We start from the raw sequence: 17428 nt of genomic DNA on the forward strand, positions 1-17428 counted from the left end.
AATAAAAAAGGAGATAACATGTCAGTAACAAAACAATTATTACAATTACAAGCGGATGCTCATAGTTTATGGATTAAATTTCATAATTATCATTGGAATGTAAAAGGTTTACAATTTTTTTCAATTCATGAATATACAGAAAAAGCTTACGAAGAAATGGCAGAGCTTTTTGATGATTGTGCTGAAAGAGCTTTACAACTAGGAGAAAAAGCTATCGTTTGCCCAAACACTTTATTAGAAAATGCAAAAGCACCTAAGGTTCAAAAAGATTGCTTTACTCCAGTAGAAGTTTTAGAGCTTATTAGAGAAGATTATAAATATCTTTTGGCTGAATTTAAAAAGCTAAATGAAGAAGCTGAAAAAGCAAGCGATACTACAACAGCAGCATTTGCTCAAGAAAATATTGCAAAATATGAAAAAGCTCTTTGGATGCTTAATTCAACTATCCAAAATACTTGCTCTATGTAAGAATTTATAATGTTTTTTGACTTGCAAAGCTTTATTGCTTTAAGTCAAAAAGCAAATTTAACTTCCCGAGAAAAAATACTCTTATTAAAACTTCATACTCATTTTGAAAAAAATATCGATTTATTGCAAAAATTATATGATTATAGTTTGGTGGCTTATTGTGCTAATGTATATTTAAATCAAAGCTTACAAAAAGAAGGTTTACAAAAATACAAAGCCATTATAAAAGCTTTAACTAATCCTTTTTATAAAAAAGAAAAAATCCCCGTAGGTGGTTTAAACAATGCATTTTTAGCTTTAAAATTTGTAAAAAATTATGAAATACTTGAGCACATCAATGAAACACACCCTCAATCTAAAATGGGTTTTAGAGCTAGTTTTATTTATGATAAAAAAAGAAAAAACTATATTTTAGCCTTTGCAGGAAGTGAGTTAAATCCTTTATGTTTTGATTTTAAAGATCTTTATAGTGATTTTTTGATTTTACTTAACAAAACTCCAAAAGGCCAAATTCAATCCATGCAGTATTTTTACAATCAACTCAAGCAAAAATACACCATTGATAAAAATCTCATCATCATAGGGCATTCTTTAGGAGGATATCTAGCTCAAACTTTTGCAAGAACCTTTCCTAGCGCGGTAAAAGAAGCCTATGCCTTTCAAGCACCTGGTTTAAACCAAAACTTTCAAAATCTTTCTTATATAAATTTTCATATAAATACCACCCATAATTTAAATTTCAAAACTTACAAATGGTGGAATTTTAATTTTGTGCAAAAACTTTATAAAAAAGATAGCAAGGAGATTTTACTACATACAGGAAGCATTAAACATCATCCTAGCATATGTATTTATAAGCTACATGAATTATTTAAAATTCTTAACCCATAAGGGCTAAGAATTAATGTAAATCTTCATTAAGTTTTACAGCCTTTTTATTAAAGGCTGCTATCATCACTCCACTTTGAGAATCTTGTCTAAAATGCAAGCCATTTAATCCTGCTAATTCTAAACCTTTGTATATATCTTTATCAAATTTAAAATCAGGATTGATTTTTTGAAGTTCTTCTTTATTTTTTAAAGCAAATTTAGTCCCTTCTAAAACAGCAATGCCTGCATCAACGATACAATTATCCCCTAAAGGAATTCCCGTAACTGAATTTGCACCCAAAAGACAAGCTTTACCGATGCTAATAGCATTACCACTAGTGCCACTTAAAACACCAAGTATAGAAGCACCGCCTCCTACGTCGCTACCTTCGCCCACAACAGCTGAAGAACTAATACGCCCTTCTACCATACAAGCTCCAGTTGTACCTGCATTAAAATTCACATAAGCAGCCCCTGGCATTATAGTAGTACCTGCAGCTAAAACCGCACCCATTCTTACTTTAGAGCTTTCTAAAATTCTAGTATTATCCTCAGGAATAACATGAGCTAAAAACCTTGGAAATTTATCTACATAATCAATCCTTGGATACCTTCCACTCATTTTTAAATCAATCTCATTTTCTCTTAAAAAGTCCAAATCAATAGGCTTATTATCACTCCATGCAACATTTGGTAAAATCCCAAAAGCACCTGTTAAATTTAAGCTTCTTAAAGGCACTTTTTTATTTGAAAGCAAGTAAAGTTTTAAATACACACTTTCTAAACTTTTTGGTACTTCATCTTCAAAAATACAAACAAAAGAAAAAGCATTTTCTCTAAAATTTTCCTTTGCTGCTTTGATTGCTTCTATATTTTTATGACCTTGCTCTTGCAAAAATGGCGCAAAACATTCAAGCGCAAAATCCAAATCTTCTTTAATCAAAGTAGCCACAAACTCACTTTCATTAAAATCAACATCAACCCCTCTTCTAAAAAAAGCTTCAAACATAACAGCTGCAGCGGCATAATTTTGCTCAAAATTAATCACACCAAAATTAGCTTGAAGTTTTTTACTAGGATCAACTTGACTTAGATCAAGTCTTGCTATAGCAAAAGCTTTAGGCTTTTTATAATTAATCCTTTGTTCGATTTGCTTGATTAGATTCAAAAATTCTTCTTTACTTTCTATTGGCATATTTTTCTCCTTATTGCGAGCACGCACTTTTGCCATTCATTATAGGTTGAATAGCTGAATTATCTACTTTACCTTCTTGATTAACCTTTTCTATAAATTCCCAAATTTTTTCAGCAGCTTGCAAATATCTTTTTGAACTTACACTCTCAGGCATATAAAAACTCACAGGCTTACCGCTATCTCCACCTTCTCTTACACTCATTTCGATAGGAATTTGAGCTAAAACATCACACTTATAAGCTTTTGCCATTTCTTCTGTAGTGCCTTTACCAAAGATATCATATTCTTTACCATTATCAGGGCATAAAAAGCCACTCATATTTTCTATAATACCCGCAACAGGAATGTGTAATTTTTCAAACATATCTAGCGCTCTTTTACTATCATCTAAAGACACTACTTGAGGAGTACTTACGCACACACCCGCACTCACTGGCACGCTTTGAGCTAAGGTAATTTGTGCATCACCTGTTCCTGGAGGCATATCAAGTAATAATACATCAAGTTCAGGCCAAAGTACATCAGCTAAAAGTTGCTCAATCGCTTTCATAATCATAGAGCCACGCCACATCAAACCTTTACCCTCTTCTATTAGCACACCCATACTCATCATATAAACCCCATGAGATAAAATAGGACGAATTTTTTGACCTACAATTTCAGGTTTGCTTTTACTCTCGCCAAGCATTCTTGGTATATTTGGTCCATAAATATCTGCATCTAAAAGCCCTACTCTTTTGCCCATTTTAGCCAAAGAAATCGCTAAATTTAAAGTTGTAGTACTTTTACCTACCCCTCCTTTACCACTTGAAATCATAAGGAAATTTTTAATTTGTGGAGCGATATTTTTACCACTTCTTGAGTTGCTTTTTTCTTCAGGAATTTTTGGTTGAATGATTTCTAAATTAAGCTCTAAATTTAAATCTTTTAAAGCATTTGCAATATTTAGTCTAAGCTCTTGTGCAATTTGAGCATTAGCTGAAACGATTTCAACTACAATATGTGCTTGATTTTCATTTGATTCAATTTTTTTTACAAAACCAAAACTAACTATATCTTTTTTAAACCCTGGATATATAACTTGTTTTAGTCTTTCTTCAATTTTTTCCTTCAATTTTTCTCCTTATTATTTAAAATGATTAATTCTACTAACATAAATATAAATTTTGGCTTTTATGGTGTATAATATCGTAACATTAATAAGAAATTAAGGTGTAACAAATGTTAGATATTTCCTTGATAATGCTATCTGCGGGAGAATCATCAAGATTTAATGCTCCGGTAAAAAAGCAATTTTTACGACTAGGCGAACAACCTTTATGGCTTTATGCTACTAAAAATTTAAGTTCTTTTTATCCTTTTAAACAAATAGTTGTTACTTCTGGTAATATTTCTTATATGAAAAAATTTGCTCCTGAATATAAATTTGTCCAAGGTGGTGCAACTAGAGCACAATCTTTACTCAATGCTTTAAGTATGGTTGAAAGCGAGTATGTTTTAGTTAGTGATGTTGCAAGAGTTTTGATTTCTAAAAATCTTTTTAACAATATCATAGAAAATCATGACAAAGCTGATTGCATTACACCTGTTTTAAAAGTAAGTGATACTACAATTTATGCTCAAGAAGCTATTGATAGAGATAAAATAAAACTCATACAAACCCCTCAACTTTCACGCACGAGTATGCTAAAAAAAGCTTTAGAGCAAAGCTCAAATTTCACTGATGATAGCACAGCTATACAAGCTATTGGTGGTAAAATTTGGTATGTGCAAGGTGATGAGTTAGCTAAAAAAATTACCTTTAAGGAAGATTTAAAAAGCTTAAATTTACCAAAACCATCTTGGGATATTTTTAATGGAAATGGTTTTGATGTGCATGAATTTGGAGAGCAAAGAGCTTTGCTTTTAGGTGGGGTAAAAGTACATGAAAGCATGGGTTTAAAAGCTCATTCTGATGGAGATGTGCTAGCTCATGCGCTAATTGATGCGCTTTTGGGTGCAGCAGGGCTTGGAGATATTGGCGAACTTTTCCCAGATAATGATATGCAGTATAAAAACGCTGATTCTATGCTTTTATTGCAAAATGCTTATACTTTGGTGCAAAATTATGGTTTTGAGCTTGTAAATGCTGATATTACTATCATAGCCCAAACACCTAAGATGAAAGATTTTAAAGAAGCTATTGTTTTTAATATCGCTAAAACATTAAAAACCACACCAAATAAAATCAATATCAAAGCCACCACCACAGAGCATTTAGGTTTTGTAGGAAGAAAAGAAGGAATTGCGGTTTTAGCAAGTGTAAATTTAAAATATTTTGATTGGATGAAATTATGAAAGTTTTAATAGTAGAAAATGAATTTTATTTAGCCCAAAGTATAGGCTCAAAGCTTAATTCTATAGGTTATGATTGTGATATTATCGCAGATGTTAATGAACTTGCTCATCATGATTACGAGGTTATTTTGCTTTCTACTAGCATGGCTAATTTTGAACATATTATAGAAATTTTTAAGCATAAAATCATTATTTTACTTATATCTTACATAAGCTCAGATACCGTTTTAGCACCATTAAAAGCTGGCGCGAGTGATTATATACAAAAGCCTTTCATGATAGAAGAATTAATGCGTAAAATAAAGCATTTTCAAGAATTTAAAAAAATAAGCATATTAAATCATACTTATCAATCTTATTTAAAACATAAATTTGAAACAGCAAAGCTACCAACTTTTGATTATAAGAAATTTAAATTGCCTTTGATTTTAAAAACTAATAATCAAATTTTTGCTGATCATTTTGTATTTAATTATACCAATGAGCACAATATCGCAAATATCTATATAGATCTTTCACACCAACAAAATTTAGATAAGATTTTTAAGGATAATTCTTTATATTATTTAGTCAATTTTCAAACCTTAAAACCTTTAGAAAAAGAGAAAGTGTTAAATCTTGCTTTAAAAAAAGCTGTTATTATACATACAAGCGCGAATATTGAGCATAGTGAATTTCAAATTTTAGAACTAAATGAAGATGAAAAAAGCTTTGAAAGCAATGGGATTTTAACTATTGATGATTATGTTAAACATATTATCATTAGTTATCAAAATGTCTTTCCTGATACGGATTTATCTAAAAAATTAGGAATTTCAAGAAAGTCTTTATGGGAAAAAAGGAAAAAATATGGCATTACAAAGAAAAAATAGCATTATAATCTCAGAAGAAGAATACGAGGTTTTGTGCTTTATCAAAGAAGGAATTTTTGGTTCTTTTACTAAATTGATGAACCAAAAAGAAAGAGATGAAGTCCTAACTACTGGAATGATCCATAATCAAAAAATTCCTTACACTCTAACCTTTGCACCCGCTAGCACTGAAGAGAATAATACAGTTTTAAAAAATGCAAAAGTTGGCGATAAAATAGATTTTATCTGCAATGATAAAATCATAGGACATATCATCTTAGAAAGTAAATTTGAAAATGATAAAAACAGCAATGATATTTTTAGGCCCAATGCTTGTTTAATCCAAGATTTTGGAAAAACTTGCATTAGCGGGGAATTTGAAATTTATCATAACCATATTAAAGCTATTAAAGAAGATTTTGAAAAAATCAAAAAAAGATTAAACCCTTCTAATATTACCGCTATTGTTTCAAGTTTTGACCCTTTTCACAGAGCACATGAGAGAATTTTAAGATGGGCTATAGAGCAATCTGATCTAGTGATTATTTTCCTTATAGAATCTTATGAAAATAATGGTTTGAGCTTAAAACTTAAAAAACGTTGTTTTGATGTTTTTGCACAAAATTACTTACCATCTTCTAGGGTTTTACTCATACCTTTGCATAATATCAAAATTTTTGCCTCACATTTAAATCCAGTTCTTGAGTGTGCTTTGGCTAAAAGTTTTGACTGCAATAAGCTTTTTGTAGGACAAAATCACGCAGGGCTTGGAATGTATTTTAATCAAAACAGAGCCTTTACTGTGCTTGATGATTTTGCAAAAGATTATAATATAGAAGTAACCATACTTCCTGAATTTGTATTTTGCGATGAATGCAAAATGATAGTAAGCACCAAATCATGCCCGCATGGAGCTCATCATCATATGAAATACCATGGCGATTCTTTAAAAAATTTACTTAGACTTGGTATCATTCCACCAGCAGTTTTTATAAGAAGAGAAATTTCGGCTTTGATTTTATCTGAACTTTTCCCAAATCGCTTTCATAATAAACAAAATATCTATAGCAATCTTTTCCCTACGCATGGTATTTTAGAATATCGAAGCGACAAAGAATTTTACGAGCAACTTATAAAACTCCATCAAATGTCATATATGGTGTAATCATGCAAAAATTATTTTTAACTTTTTTTTATTCAGGTAGTATCAATAAAGCTCCAGGAACCTTTGGCACGATAGCAGCGCTAATCCCTGCTTTTTTTATTTTAAGGTATTTAGGCATAGGAACTTTAATCTTGCTTGCAATTTTACTTTTCTTAGTTTCTATAAAAATCATCGATCAGTATGAAAAACAAACAGGCATACACGATGATAAACATATTGTAATAGATGAGGTTGTAGGGGTATTTTTAGCCTTGGCAATTTGCGGACAAAGTGTTTTTACTTTTTTACTTTCTTTTGTTTTGTTTAGATTTTTTGATATTACAAAACCTTCTATCATAGGTAAAATTGACAAAAAAACCAAAGGTGGTTTAGGTGTAATGCTAGATGATGTTTTAGCGGGGATTTTCGCAGGATTATTTAGTGCTGTGATTTATGGAATTTTGCTTAAATTTGATCTTTTGTGGTTTGATATAAGCATTATGGAAATATTTTAGCTTCATAAATTTGTGAAGCTATTTTCTAATTTTCTTTAGAGCAAAATAACAATAATTCTAATTGTATTTGCTATACGGTTTTAGTCTCTTTTTAAATTTCTTTATGATAAAATCACAAGTTCCAAACAATTTTGAAGAAGTAAGTTTTAGTCTCTTTTTAAATTTCTTTATGATAAAATTTATTATGGGAACACAAAAGATACAAATCAGTTTTAGTCTCTTTTTAAATTTCTTTATGATAAAATTAATTTAGGTAAAACACATCCTTCAAATATGTTTTAGTCTCTTTTTAAATTTCTTTATGATAAAATCTAATAGCTTCTAGTTTTACAAAATTATGAGTTTTAGTCTCTTTTTAAATTTCTTTATGATAAAATAAAAAGAACGACGATATTCATCACATCTGTGTTTTAGTCTCTTTTTAAATTTCTTTATGATAAAATATCATTCCATTTTGGTAGTTTAATATCTCTGTTTTAGTCTCTTTTTAAATTTCTTTATGATAAAATTGTAATTTCTTGGGTATGATAAGCCACCATGTTTTAGTCTCTTTTTAAATTTCTTTATGATAAAATGATTTGTTCCATTTGATTAAAAGCATTGATGTTTTAGTCTCTTTTTAAATTTCTTTATGATAAAATTAATAAATTAACTTTTAAAGCTTCTAATATAGTTTTAGTCTCTTTTTAAATTTCTTTATGATAAAATAAAAGGTTTATAATGGCTTATGCAAAAGATGTTTTAGTCTCTTTTTAAATTTCTTTATGATAAAATAGACTTTTATCCAACAAAGAAAACTAGGTGTTTTTCTATAGAAAAAAACCTAGAATATGCTATAATTCTTGCTAAAGAAATTTAAAAAGAGACTAAAATAAGTGGTTTTTGGTCATCCACGCAGGGTTACAATCCCTTTAAAACCATTAAAATTCAAATAAACTAGGTTGTATCAACTTAGTTTTTTTCTTTTCTTTGTTTATTTTTTCATTGCCATATTTAAAATCTTTACTTTTTTCATCATATTCAAATAAAACTAGATTTTTATCATCATTTATTTTTTCATTAAAAGAAACCCCCGCCTAAAAGAATTTGCATATTATCAAATTGTTTTTCTGTTATGGTTAAAACTCTTATATTTCCATAAGGTGGTAAAATTTTCTCTATCGATTTTATCGTTGTTTTTGCCGAAGCTGATCCTTTGCAAATTTTTACATATACACTAAATTGCATCATAAAAAATCCAAGCTTTATCAATGAGTTTCTAAATTTATTTGCGTTTTTTTGATCCTTTTTACTTTTGGTGGGCATATCAAACATCAATAAAACTCTCATAAATTTATCTTCTATCATATAAATTTACCATCATCAGCTCATCATCTTCTAATAAAGCATTTTTAAAATTTTGCACGTAAAAATTTATAGCTCTATTTAAAGGATAAGATTTATTTTCAAAAACCACTTCTTCTTGCAAAATACTAATTAATTTTTGCTTTGTTTCCTTGTCTAAAAATTCACTATCTTTTGTATCTTTTAGCTTAAATACACACAAATCAATCAACGGTCTAAAAACTTCTATCAAATCATCGCAAAGATTAAAGTCATTGTAAATATTATCATGTTTTATACCTTGCCATGGCAAAAGCCCACTTATACAAACTGCCCTAACGATAAGCGACCTTATAATAGCATAACCATAGTTTAATCCTGAGTTTATAAAACATATATCATTTCTTGTAAAATCTTTACCAAATAACGTTTTAAAATATAAAGCAGCTGCAGTTGATTCTAAGTTTTTAGAGTCGTTTAAATTTACATTTTTAACCATATTTAAAAGTTCTTTGGCTTCTTTAGAATGATTGGTAATTTTTAAAATATAAGCTTGATTTGAAATTTTGTTTTTAATAATCTTTTGCCATAAAATCGCTTTTCTTTGCAGACTTACTGCGATTTGTTTTTTAGCTACTTTTGCACTTATAAAATGTCCTAAAAATGGAGAAAAAATTCCATTTATATTGTGAGATTCATCACAAGTTAAAAGTATAATTTTATATTTAGCCAAAGCACTAAGCAAGCTTGAAGTAATACTTGCTTGTAAAGATTCTAATATAATAAAATTAATATCTTTTAGAAAAATTCTAACCTCTTTATCATCTTGTTTTATTACAAGATGATTTAATTCAAGGCTTAGTTTTGCTTGATTTGCGATCAATGCGCTTTTAAAGGCTTCATCGTAAGCCATATTTTTTACTTGTCTTCAAAGATATATTTTCTCTTGGTTGAAAATCTGCTTTTATTTTATCCCCAAGAGGGGTTATAATGTATTTTTCAAATACTTTTAAATTTTGGATTCCTAAACTTTCAACCTTGACACTTCCTTCTTTTGCATTAGAAAATAATAATTTTTGGTTAGATGTTAAATTTTCAAATTTATTATCGTGTTTTTCAACACAAATACTAGAGGTGCTAATACTAAAATCGTTATAATAAGCAAATTCAGGCTCTTGCATATTTTTTTTCTGCAACAAAATCAAATCATTTTTATATAAAGAAAAACAAAATTCATAACTTTCATCTATTGTTTGCCATTGTTTTGGATTGTTATTTTTATCTTTACCAGTGATCACTATTTTATTTGGCAAAATTCCTAAGGCAAAATCCATAGCATAAATAGGTATAGCATAAAATTTGTTTTGCTTTTTAAAGATATCAACCCTTACTATAGTATCATTTTCAACATATTTTGTGCCTATTTTTCTAACTCTTCCACAGCTTAGCGCTATTTGTAAGCCTTCTTTAGAATTGTAGCTACATTTATCGATAATTTTATTTTCAGAATGAAAAGTATCTTTATGTAAAGCTCTTCTTGCTCTTTTTCTAGGTGGTTTTGAAACAAATATTTCATCGATTTTACTTAAAATTTTTTCCCTAAAGCTTTTAAAAGGTTCAAAAAATTTAACTTGATGTTTATAATTATCACTTGTAAGCTCTTTAGCATAAAATCTTGCTTTTAGAAGCTCTTGATTTTTCCTAAAATCTGAAAAAGCTTTTATGATAGAATTTGTGCTGTATGCAACTATAATCGCATCAAGTGCGTGGTGAAGATGATTATTTCTATCTTTTTTATCAAAACCCCAAGTATGTCTTAAAACTGATGTAAGCATACCGCTGATGGTTTGAACATGAATTTTGCTTCCTTTTTCCCCACTTTTTAAATTTGCATTTTCATTTTCACTTAAAGGTAAAAAATTTAAATACTCTTTTGTATATTTAGCTATTAAAGTTGCGATATATCTTGTGTCGTTTAAATTTCTACTGATGAAATCTTCTTGTTGTTTGTCTTTGAAATTTTCATCTAAAATTTTATTTTTCTTTTTATAAGGAAGATTTTGAGCTAGTGTTTGAATTTTACTCCATTTTTCTATGTTTTTTCCAAAAGCTTCAAAAGGTGTTTTGTTAAGTTTCTCTTGATTTTCTTTGGTAAAAACCAAAACCTTGTTTATGAATGAATCATCAAAACTTCTTGAGTAAGGATATATATGATCAACTTCTAAGGCTTTTTCATCTTTTAAATGTTCTATGGATATTTTATTGCCACTATAAATACAAATTTCTTTTTGTTCTTTCCATAGTTTTAATTTTAAAATATTTTTAGCACTTGCCTTAAGTCCTATGTTTTCACACTCCTTTAAAGCCCAAGCATTAACCGCTTGATTTTCTTTTTGTTCTTTTTCTATTTTTTCTCTTGCTTTCTTGCTAAGCCCCACATCTCTTGCCAATTCTAAATGAATTTTATGCACTTTGCCATATTTTTTAAGCAAAGCATTTAAGACCTTTCTATACTCACTTATAGCTCTATTTACAACAGGATTACTAAGCTCGTGCGCAAATATACTATCACAGAAAGCTGGAAGGAAATCTTTTTTTTCATCAACTGTTTTTGGTTTTAAATTTGCAATTTCACATGCTTCATCGTATCTTTTTCCCTCTCTCATCAAAGGAAGGATCATGCCAAGTGCTTTGAAACTAAGATTGATATAATCATTAAATTCAATTTCAAGTAAATTATTGATTTGCTCATTGCTTAAATTGTATTTTTCTAAAACAGTTTTAAGTTTAACATTATCTTTTATTAAGGTAATATGCGTAGATATTTGATCCAACTCTTGTCTACTAAGAGAATGCACTCCTAAAGCTTTTTTAAATTCTACTAACTTTCTAAAGTCAATTAATTTTGCATTTTCAGCGTTTTCTTTATCGTATTTAAGACTTTTAAAACTAATACTTTCATGCAAATTGATACAAGATCTAAATTTTTTATATGTGATACTTCCTTTATCTAAAATGAGATTTAAAACTTCATTTATTGTTTGAGTTGGTACAATCTCTCCGCTTATTTTTTCCAAGCTTTTTATTTCGTTGATAATCTTAGTTAAAGCCACAAACTCCCAAGCGCTATATGAATTTTTGCAAGCTCGCTTTTCTTCCTCAAAAAAAGTACAAGCTCCCACTAAATGTGAAAAATCTTTTAAAGGTCTTTGAAAAAATGCGACTTTAAGAATTTCATTTATAAAATCTTCACTATAGTTATAGCCAAATTCTTTTTGTTTTTCTAAGATAAGCTTTAGTTCTTTTTCTAAGTCACTTGACAAAACACAATTATTATAATTATCTTTAGTATTGCGGATCTTGATGAAATTTTTAGTATTTTTTTTATATTTTTGGAAAAATTCTTTATAAAAATATTCTCCAACGCTTTGATAGTTTTCTAATTTTAAAGCATTATTTTTTAAAGCACTTAAAATTTTTCCTTTTTTGGCGTCGTTTGATTTTTTTTCGTTTTTGTTCATGTAGCCACGATGTTTTGCTATATGCAAAATCACTCTTGCTAGGTCTTTTGTTTCTAAATTTTGAGTCAATGCTTTATATCTTAACTCATAAACGCTTGCTAAGCTCCCTTCATAAGCCTTAGGTAGTTCTCCATCGGCTGCTACATAATCTTTGTAGTTTAGTTTTAATTCTTTTGCAAGAATACGCTTGATCGCAATTAATCTTGCTTTTCTTCTTTTTAAACGTCTTCTAGAACTTCTTGCATTGCGTCTAGGCAAGGCTAAAGATTCCTTATTTTTCGGATTTTCAGCTTTTGTAAATATCCTAACTCCGCAATCTTTTAACTCATCGTTTTCTACAAAAGCCCAGCCTATAGAATTAATTCCTATATCAAAACCTAATATCCTCATAATATTACTCTTTGTTGATTTAACTGTTATAGTTAAAATTATATAAAATTTTTATACATCTTATATTAAATTTATATAATAAAATTTCTAAAACAGATTTTAAAAAGCCACCGAGTATGATGGCCTTACTCTTGAAAAAAGATTAAAATAAGAAATTAATTTCAAGCTACCACTTAATAGTAAAATAATTTTACAAAACTTAATTTTTAACTCCTGCTATTTAAAAACATCAAACTTTAGCATTATTTTATAAATCCACTTGCAAGAACCAAATCTTTATCGTAAAATACTGCCATTTGTCCGCTAGCAAGCCCATAAACAGGCTCTTGTAAGATGATTTTTGCACTTTTATCTTCATTAATCAAAACTTTACACGGGGTTGATCTTGACCTATAGCGTATTTTTACTTCACAATCTAATTCTTTAGCATCGATAAATAAATTAATATTATCAAGATTAAATTCACTTATCTTAAGCTCTTCTTTTTTACCTACTATGATTTCATTTTTCTTAGGATCAATTTTTAATACAAAATGTGGCTCATGAGCCCCACGTACCTCAAAACCTCTTCTTTTACCTATGGTATAATGCATATAACCTTCGTGTTTTCCTACTTCTTTACCGCTACTATCTCTTACAATACCTGGAATTTTAGTATCCATAAACTGATCTAAAACTTGCACATAAGTATCTTCCACAAAACAAATTTCAGAACTTTCCTTTTGTGTTGCAAAAGATTTTAAAACATCGATTGTAGAAGCAAATTTTTTCACATCTTCTTTTTTCATCTCTCCAAGAGGGAAAATCAAATATTCCAAAGCCTCTTTATCTGCATTTGCTAAAAAATAACTTTGATCCTTGCTCTCATCAACCGCAGTTTTAATCAAACAATTTTCTATCCTTGCATAATGACCTGTGGCTAATTTCTCACAACCCAAACTCTTAGCAAATTCCAAAAGCTTACCAAGCTTGATAAAGCGATTACACAAAGCACAAGGATTTGGCGTCTTTCCTTCTTTATAGGTATTAACAAAAGGCATATAAACTTGATTTTTAAAATCTTCTTGTAAGTCTAAAATATGGTATTTAATGTCTAAAAATTTAGCAACTTTTTCAACTTTTTGTATATTTTCTTCATGATAATTAGCTTTTCCATGAAGCTTCATATAACAACCTATGATCTCATGTCCTGCTTGTTTTAATTTATAAGCAGTTACAGTACTATCCACACCCCCACTCATTGCAACAAGAATTTTCATCTTTTTCCTTTATCATTCTTATAATTTCATCTAAATCATCACTTATACTATACTTTAACTCATCATTTTTAGATATAGTTCCAAGTCCTAGTAAAGAAGTTTTGATAAATTCATCAAGAGGTTGCCAAAATTTTTGCCCAACTAAAATAATAGGAACATCTTTTTTAAAACTAAGTTGTTTAAGAGTAAGAATTTCAAAAAATTCATCTAATGTTCCAAAGCCGCCTGGGAAAATCACAAAAGCTAAACTCTTTTGAATAAGAGCCATTTTGCGAATGGCTAAGCTCTTAAAAGTGATATTATACTCTAAAAAATCATTTGCTTTTTGCTCAAATGGTAAATGTATATTAAATCCAAGAGATTTCAAGTGCGAAGTTTGACTTTGCATAGCCCCGTAATTTGCAGCTTGCATAATGCCACCGCCACCGCCACTGATGATACTATAACCAAGATCTGCTAACTTTTGAGCTAATTTTGAAGCCAAAATACAATACTCATTATCTTCTTTTAAGCGTGCAGAACCAAAAAAAGTTATGCCTTTTTGAATTTTTTCTAATTCTTTAAGATAGGTAATATCTTCAATGATATATTCTTTCATCTTAGTTGTTCTAATCTTTCTTTTTTAGAGCCTATCTCAGTAATTTGCACTCCAAAGTTTCCATCTACGATAACTACTTCTCCATAAGCGATTTTTTTATCGCCTATTAAAATTTCTAAAGGATCATTTGCTAATTGATCAAGCTCGATAACCGAACCTATATCCATAGTTAAAACATCTTTTAAAAGCATTTTTTTACTACCTATACGCACTCTTATAGGCAAACGCACATCCATGATCAAACCGATATTTCTTAGCTCTTCTACATTAGCTAAGGCTTTGTGATCTTGCGTATGATCTTCATTTGTTGCTACGATTTCTTCTAAGTCAGTTTTAGTTAAAATCTTATAAATTTTCTCATCAAATACTAAAGAAATTTTTTCTTCTAAATCAGCTATTTTTACATTGTATAAATATAGTTTATGAAAACCACCAAGTTCTAAGCTATCTGCAACAAATTCACAATTTTCTAAACTAAATTCCATTTTTGGAATTTCTTTTTGCGCGCCTAAGGTTGTAGAAAATGCTGAGATGATATTTTGTATAGCTTCTTTGGCTGCATCCATTTCATCTTCATTTAGCTCACTGTTTTTGGAGATTTCTTCTTCTCCCATCATCCACTCACCAATTGCACTCATTAAAACTGCACTGGCTAGGATTTTAATTTTCATTTCATTATTAACACTAAAAGTAGCACTAACTAATGGTGGAATCATAGAATCTTGAGAATTTACATCATACTCATAATACTCACTAAATTCAGCACTTTTTCCTGTTAAACCTTCTATTGTACTTACACATTCATTGACGAATATGCCTAAAAAATCATTGATCATCGTCTTCCTCTTCTAGTTCTTCATTATCATCATACGAATTTGCTTTTGCTCTTCTTTCATCTTCATATTTTTCAAGCATTTCTTTAATCTCATCTTTATCTGTTTTGATAAGTTCTAAGATTTTAATCGACTTTCTAAATCTATGAAGCCCCACTTGAGCTAAGAATACTTCTTTTTTATCAATAGCCACTATAGCTTTATCATCTGCGCTTCTATCAAGTTTTAAAATATCTCCTTGTTTTAAATCTAAAAATTCATTCACATTGATAAAAGTCTTACCAAGCATAGCTTCATAAATTACCTCAGCACGACCGATCAAGGTTTTAAGTTCTTTATTTCTTGACTTTTTAGCCGAAGTTTCACCCATCATAATATCACGATTTGCCAAACGACTCAAAATACTTTCCAAATGCACAACCGGATAGCAAATATTTACCATACCACTTGAATTTCCGATGATAATCTCCATTACCACCATAATAACAATCTCATTTTGTGAAACAATTTGCACAACATTTGGACTTGATTCTTTCGCTTCTACACTTGGATAAATTTCAGTAACATTCATCCAGCTTTCTTTAAGCCTTTGCATAATAATACGCAAAATAGAATCAAGCAAATTAAGCTCGATTTCTGTAAGCTCTCTTAAGGTATCAAAACTCTCCCCTTGACCACCTAAAAGTCTATCTATCATAGGGAAAGCAATGCTTGGATTAATCTCTAAAACGCAGTTTCCATCTAAAGGCTTAATCGAAAAAACGTTAAAGCTTGTTGGCGAAGGTAAAGACATCAAAAACTCACCATAAGTCATTTGATCTACTGAGTGAAGTTTAATCTCAACTATACTTCTCATCATAGATGAAATTTGTGAAGCAAGATTTCTTGCTAATTTATCATGAATCCCTTTAATAGAACGAAGCTGTTCTTTAGAAACCCTATTTGGTCGCTTAAAATCATATACTACTATATCTCTTTTATCTTCTATTTCTTCTAGTTTTGATGTAGCTGTACTCTCATCGCTATCATCATCAACAACTTCTAAAAGAGCATCAATTTCTTCTTGGGAAAGTATCTCAGCCATTAAACTAGCCTTTCTCTAATCTTCTTAAGCAAACGCTTATGAATTTGTGAAATTCTTGACTCGCTAATCTCTAAAATCTCTGCGATTTCTTTTAAATTTAATTCTTCATAATAATAAAGCTGTATTACAAGCTTTTCTCTTTCTTTAAATTCTTCCAAAACTGCGTTGATTTTTTCTATTAATTCTTCTTTTTCTATTTGTTCTATGATATTGCTATCATTAAAGCAATTTAGCTGTTCATCCAAAGGCATAACAAGCGATATAGCATGAGCTGCTCTTGCTTCTTTTACCTTTTCTACTTCTAAATTTAGTCTTTGTGCTAAATATTCATCATCAGGTTCTTTTTCATTTTCTTGATAAAACTCATCTATAATAGCATCAATATCTTTGATAATTTTTCTATTGCTTCTACTCATTACATCAAGGCTTCTTAGATAATCAAGCATAGCTCCATTAACTCTTTTTCTTGCAAAGCCCCAGAAATTATCATTTTGTTCTTTATCATAACGGCGTGAGAGTTTGATCATTTCCTCTACGCCAATACTAATTAAATCATTTACATCAATGCTAGCAGGCAAACGTTCTTTAAGTCTAAAAGCCATAGCTCTTAATGCTGGCATATAAGAGATGACTAAGTCATCTTGTTCTTTTTTTAGCGTAGAAGCATAAGCATTATGCGGCTGCATGTTTTACTTTTCTTTTTGAAGAGCTTTCAAGCTTTTTAAGGTCTTCGCGCTCTTCTTGAAGTTTTTCAAGTAAGTAATCCATTTTCTTTTCTCTTGCAGCTAATTCTGCTATAAAACTATTATTTTCATTTTCATATTTTTCTTTATTAAAGCTTCTACCGCTAATTTTATTTGCATCTACAAAAATCATAATTACTATATGGATTAACACATAAAATACAAAAGTAATCAAACAAGTATATACAACTATCTCTACTGCATCTTCTATATTAACTATGGTAAACATTAATCCTATAAAAAAACCACAAACAGTAAAAAAAGCAACAAAATTTTCTGGTCTCATCTTTTTCCCTC

17 protein-coding genes and 1 CRISPR repeat array are annotated in these 17428 nt (G+C 29.5%); of the genes, 6 read left to right on the forward strand and 11 right to left on the reverse strand.

What is annotated here, in order from left to right:
* The first annotated feature begins 18 nt into the window (after window positions 1–18).
* On the forward strand, window positions 19–468 hold the full coding sequence (locus CAMP5053_RS02055) for a Dps family protein (protein ID WP_087700678.1): 450 nt from the start codon (window positions 19–21) through the stop codon (window positions 466–468).
* A gap of 9 nt (window positions 469–477) precedes the next feature.
* Complete coding sequence (locus CAMP5053_RS02060; protein WP_337217180.1) at window positions 478–1359, forward strand: Mbeg1-like protein; 882 nt, start codon at window positions 478–480, stop codon at window positions 1357–1359.
* Window positions 1360–1369: 10 nt separating this feature from the next.
* Here CAMP5053_RS02060 and CAMP5053_RS02065 read toward each other — a convergent pair whose 3' ends face one another.
* Both CAMP5053_RS02065 and CAMP5053_RS02070 read right to left on the reverse strand, forming a co-directional pair.
* Window positions 1370–2533, reverse strand: a complete 1164-nt coding sequence (locus CAMP5053_RS02065) for a 2,3,4,5-tetrahydropyridine-2,6-carboxylate N-succinyltransferase (protein WP_261529605.1) — start codon at window positions 2531–2533, stop codon at window positions 1370–1372.
* 10 nt (window positions 2534–2543) lie between these two features.
* Window positions 2544–3647, reverse strand: a complete 1104-nt coding sequence (locus tag CAMP5053_RS02070; protein WP_214099847.1) for an Mrp/NBP35 family ATP-binding protein — start codon at window positions 3645–3647, stop codon at window positions 2544–2546.
* A gap of 107 nt (window positions 3648–3754) precedes the next feature.
* Here CAMP5053_RS02070 and CAMP5053_RS02075 point away from each other — a divergent pair, with 107 nt between their 5' ends.
* From CAMP5053_RS02075 to CAMP5053_RS02090, 4 genes are read left to right on the forward strand one after another with little or no spacing between them, the layout of a single operon-like run.
* Entirely contained in the window at window positions 3755–4870 is a 1116-nt protein-coding gene (locus CAMP5053_RS02075) for a bifunctional 2-C-methyl-D-erythritol 4-phosphate cytidylyltransferase/2-C-methyl-D-erythritol 2,4-cyclodiphosphate synthase (RefSeq protein WP_214125058.1), read from the forward strand.
* Complete coding sequence (locus CAMP5053_RS02080; protein ID WP_337217181.1) at window positions 4867–5742, forward strand: hypothetical protein; 876 nt, start codon at window positions 4867–4869, stop codon at window positions 5740–5742. Before CAMP5053_RS02075 ends, CAMP5053_RS02080 begins: the two co-directional genes overlap by 4 nt.
* On the forward strand, window positions 5720–6886 hold the full coding sequence (locus CAMP5053_RS02085; protein WP_214099845.1) for a sulfate adenylyltransferase: 1167 nt from the start codon (window positions 5720–5722) through the stop codon (window positions 6884–6886). Before CAMP5053_RS02080 ends, CAMP5053_RS02085 begins: the two co-directional genes overlap by 23 nt.
* Window positions 6887–6888: 2 nt before the next feature.
* Window positions 6889–7380 (forward strand): phosphatidylglycerophosphatase A family protein, encoded by a 492-nt coding sequence (locus CAMP5053_RS02090; RefSeq protein WP_337217182.1) that lies wholly within the window; start codon window positions 6889–6891, stop codon window positions 7378–7380.
* A gap of 77 nt (window positions 7381–7457) precedes the next feature.
* Window positions 7458–8154: direct repeats of the CRISPR family, unit length 36 nt; unit sequence GTTTTAGTCTCTTTTTAAATTTCTTTATGATAAAAT.
* 285 nt (window positions 8155–8439) lie between these two features.
* Here CAMP5053_RS02090 and cas2 read toward each other — a convergent pair.
* The 9 genes from cas2 to CAMP5053_RS02135 form a co-directional block, all read right to left on the reverse strand.
* On the reverse strand, window positions 8440–8727 hold the full coding sequence (gene cas2 / locus CAMP5053_RS02095; protein WP_337217183.1) for a CRISPR-associated endonuclease Cas2: 288 nt from the start codon (window positions 8725–8727) through the stop codon (window positions 8440–8442).
* Complete coding sequence (gene cas1 / locus CAMP5053_RS02100) at window positions 8714–9616, reverse strand: type II CRISPR-associated endonuclease Cas1 (protein ID WP_263667109.1); 903 nt, start codon at window positions 9614–9616, stop codon at window positions 8714–8716. Before cas1 ends, cas2 begins: the two co-directional genes overlap by 14 nt.
* Entirely contained in the window at window positions 9603–12617 is a 3015-nt protein-coding gene (cas9, locus tag CAMP5053_RS02105) for a type II CRISPR RNA-guided endonuclease Cas9 (RefSeq protein ID WP_337217204.1), read from the reverse strand. Before cas9 ends, cas1 begins: the two co-directional genes overlap by 14 nt.
* Before the next feature lie 239 nt (window positions 12618–12856).
* The gene (mnmA, locus tag CAMP5053_RS02110; RefSeq protein WP_263667110.1) at window positions 12857–13873 is read right to left on the reverse strand and encodes a tRNA 2-thiouridine(34) synthase MnmA; all 1017 of its coding nucleotides are present in this window, start codon (window positions 13871–13873) and stop codon (window positions 12857–12859) included.
* Window positions 13836–14471, reverse strand: a complete 636-nt coding sequence (locus tag CAMP5053_RS02115) for a TIGR00730 family Rossman fold protein (RefSeq protein ID WP_263667111.1) — start codon at window positions 14469–14471, stop codon at window positions 13836–13838. Before CAMP5053_RS02115 ends, mnmA begins: the two co-directional genes overlap by 38 nt.
* Window positions 14468–15307, reverse strand: a complete 840-nt coding sequence (fliY, locus tag CAMP5053_RS02120) for a flagellar motor switch protein FliY (RefSeq protein ID WP_214135635.1) — start codon at window positions 15305–15307, stop codon at window positions 14468–14470. The genes CAMP5053_RS02115 and fliY overlap by 4 nt, the downstream gene beginning before the upstream one ends.
* Window positions 15297–16388 (reverse strand): flagellar motor switch protein FliM, encoded by a 1092-nt coding sequence (fliM, locus tag CAMP5053_RS02125; RefSeq protein WP_039617431.1) that lies wholly within the window; start codon window positions 16386–16388, stop codon window positions 15297–15299. The genes fliY and fliM overlap by 11 nt, the downstream gene beginning before the upstream one ends.
* The gene (locus CAMP5053_RS02130; protein ID WP_039627867.1) at window positions 16388–17074 is read right to left on the reverse strand and encodes an RNA polymerase sigma factor FliA; all 687 of its coding nucleotides are present in this window, start codon (window positions 17072–17074) and stop codon (window positions 16388–16390) included. Before CAMP5053_RS02130 ends, fliM begins: the two co-directional genes overlap by 1 nt.
* Window positions 17061–17417: a hypothetical protein gene (locus tag CAMP5053_RS02135; RefSeq protein ID WP_087700664.1), complete on the reverse strand. Its 357-nt coding sequence runs from the start codon at window positions 17415–17417 to the stop codon at window positions 17061–17063. The genes CAMP5053_RS02130 and CAMP5053_RS02135 overlap by 14 nt, the downstream gene beginning before the upstream one ends.
* Window positions 17418–17428: the final 11 nt, after the last annotated feature.

The organism is Campylobacter sp. S4:11, from assembly GCF_024723695.1.
Lineage (GTDB): Bacteria > Campylobacterota > Campylobacteria > Campylobacterales > Campylobacteraceae > Campylobacter_D > Campylobacter_D jejuni_C.

What these genes read in the sequence shown, in the direction of transcription:
- CAMP5053_RS02075 (WP_214125058.1), top strand. Translation starts at nt 3,755, where the DNA reads ATGTTAGATATTTCCTTGATAATGCTATCTGCGGGAGAATCATCAAGA.
- cas2 (WP_337217183.1), bottom strand. Translation starts at nt 8,727, where the DNA reads ATGATAGAAGATAAATTTATGAGAGTTTTATTGATGTTTGATATGCCC.
- CAMP5053_RS02130 (WP_039627867.1), bottom strand. Translation starts at nt 17,074, where the DNA reads ATGCAGCCGCATAATGCTTATGCTTCTACGCTAAAAAAAGAACAAGAT.
- fliM (WP_039617431.1), bottom strand. Translation starts at nt 16,388, where the DNA reads ATGGCTGAGATACTTTCCCAAGAAGAAATTGATGCTCTTTTAGAAGTT.
- CAMP5053_RS02060 (WP_337217180.1), top strand. Translation starts at nt 478, where the DNA reads ATGTTTTTTGACTTGCAAAGCTTTATTGCTTTAAGTCAAAAAGCAAAT.
- CAMP5053_RS02080 (WP_337217181.1), top strand. Translation starts at nt 4,867, where the DNA reads ATGAAAGTTTTAATAGTAGAAAATGAATTTTATTTAGCCCAAAGTATA.
- fliY (WP_214135635.1), bottom strand. Translation starts at nt 15,307, where the DNA reads ATGATCAATGATTTTTTAGGCATATTCGTCAATGAATGTGTAAGTACA.
- CAMP5053_RS02065 (WP_261529605.1), bottom strand. Translation starts at nt 2,533, where the DNA reads ATGCCAATAGAAAGTAAAGAAGAATTTTTGAATCTAATCAAGCAAATC.
- cas1 (WP_263667109.1), bottom strand. Translation starts at nt 9,616, where the DNA reads ATGGCTTACGATGAAGCCTTTAAAAGCGCATTGATCGCAAATCAAGCA.
- mnmA (WP_263667110.1), bottom strand. Translation starts at nt 13,873, where the DNA reads ATGAAAATTCTTGTTGCAATGAGTGGGGGTGTGGATAGTACTGTAACT.
- CAMP5053_RS02085 (WP_214099845.1), top strand. Translation starts at nt 5,720, where the DNA reads ATGGCATTACAAAGAAAAAATAGCATTATAATCTCAGAAGAAGAATAC.
- CAMP5053_RS02135 (WP_087700664.1), bottom strand. Translation starts at nt 17,417, where the DNA reads ATGAGACCAGAAAATTTTGTTGCTTTTTTTACTGTTTGTGGTTTTTTT.
- CAMP5053_RS02090 (WP_337217182.1), top strand. Translation starts at nt 6,889, where the DNA reads ATGCAAAAATTATTTTTAACTTTTTTTTATTCAGGTAGTATCAATAAA.
- CAMP5053_RS02115 (WP_263667111.1), bottom strand. Translation starts at nt 14,471, where the DNA reads ATGAAAGAATATATCATTGAAGATATTACCTATCTTAAAGAATTAGAA.
- CAMP5053_RS02055 (WP_087700678.1), top strand. Translation starts at nt 19, where the DNA reads ATGTCAGTAACAAAACAATTATTACAATTACAAGCGGATGCTCATAGT.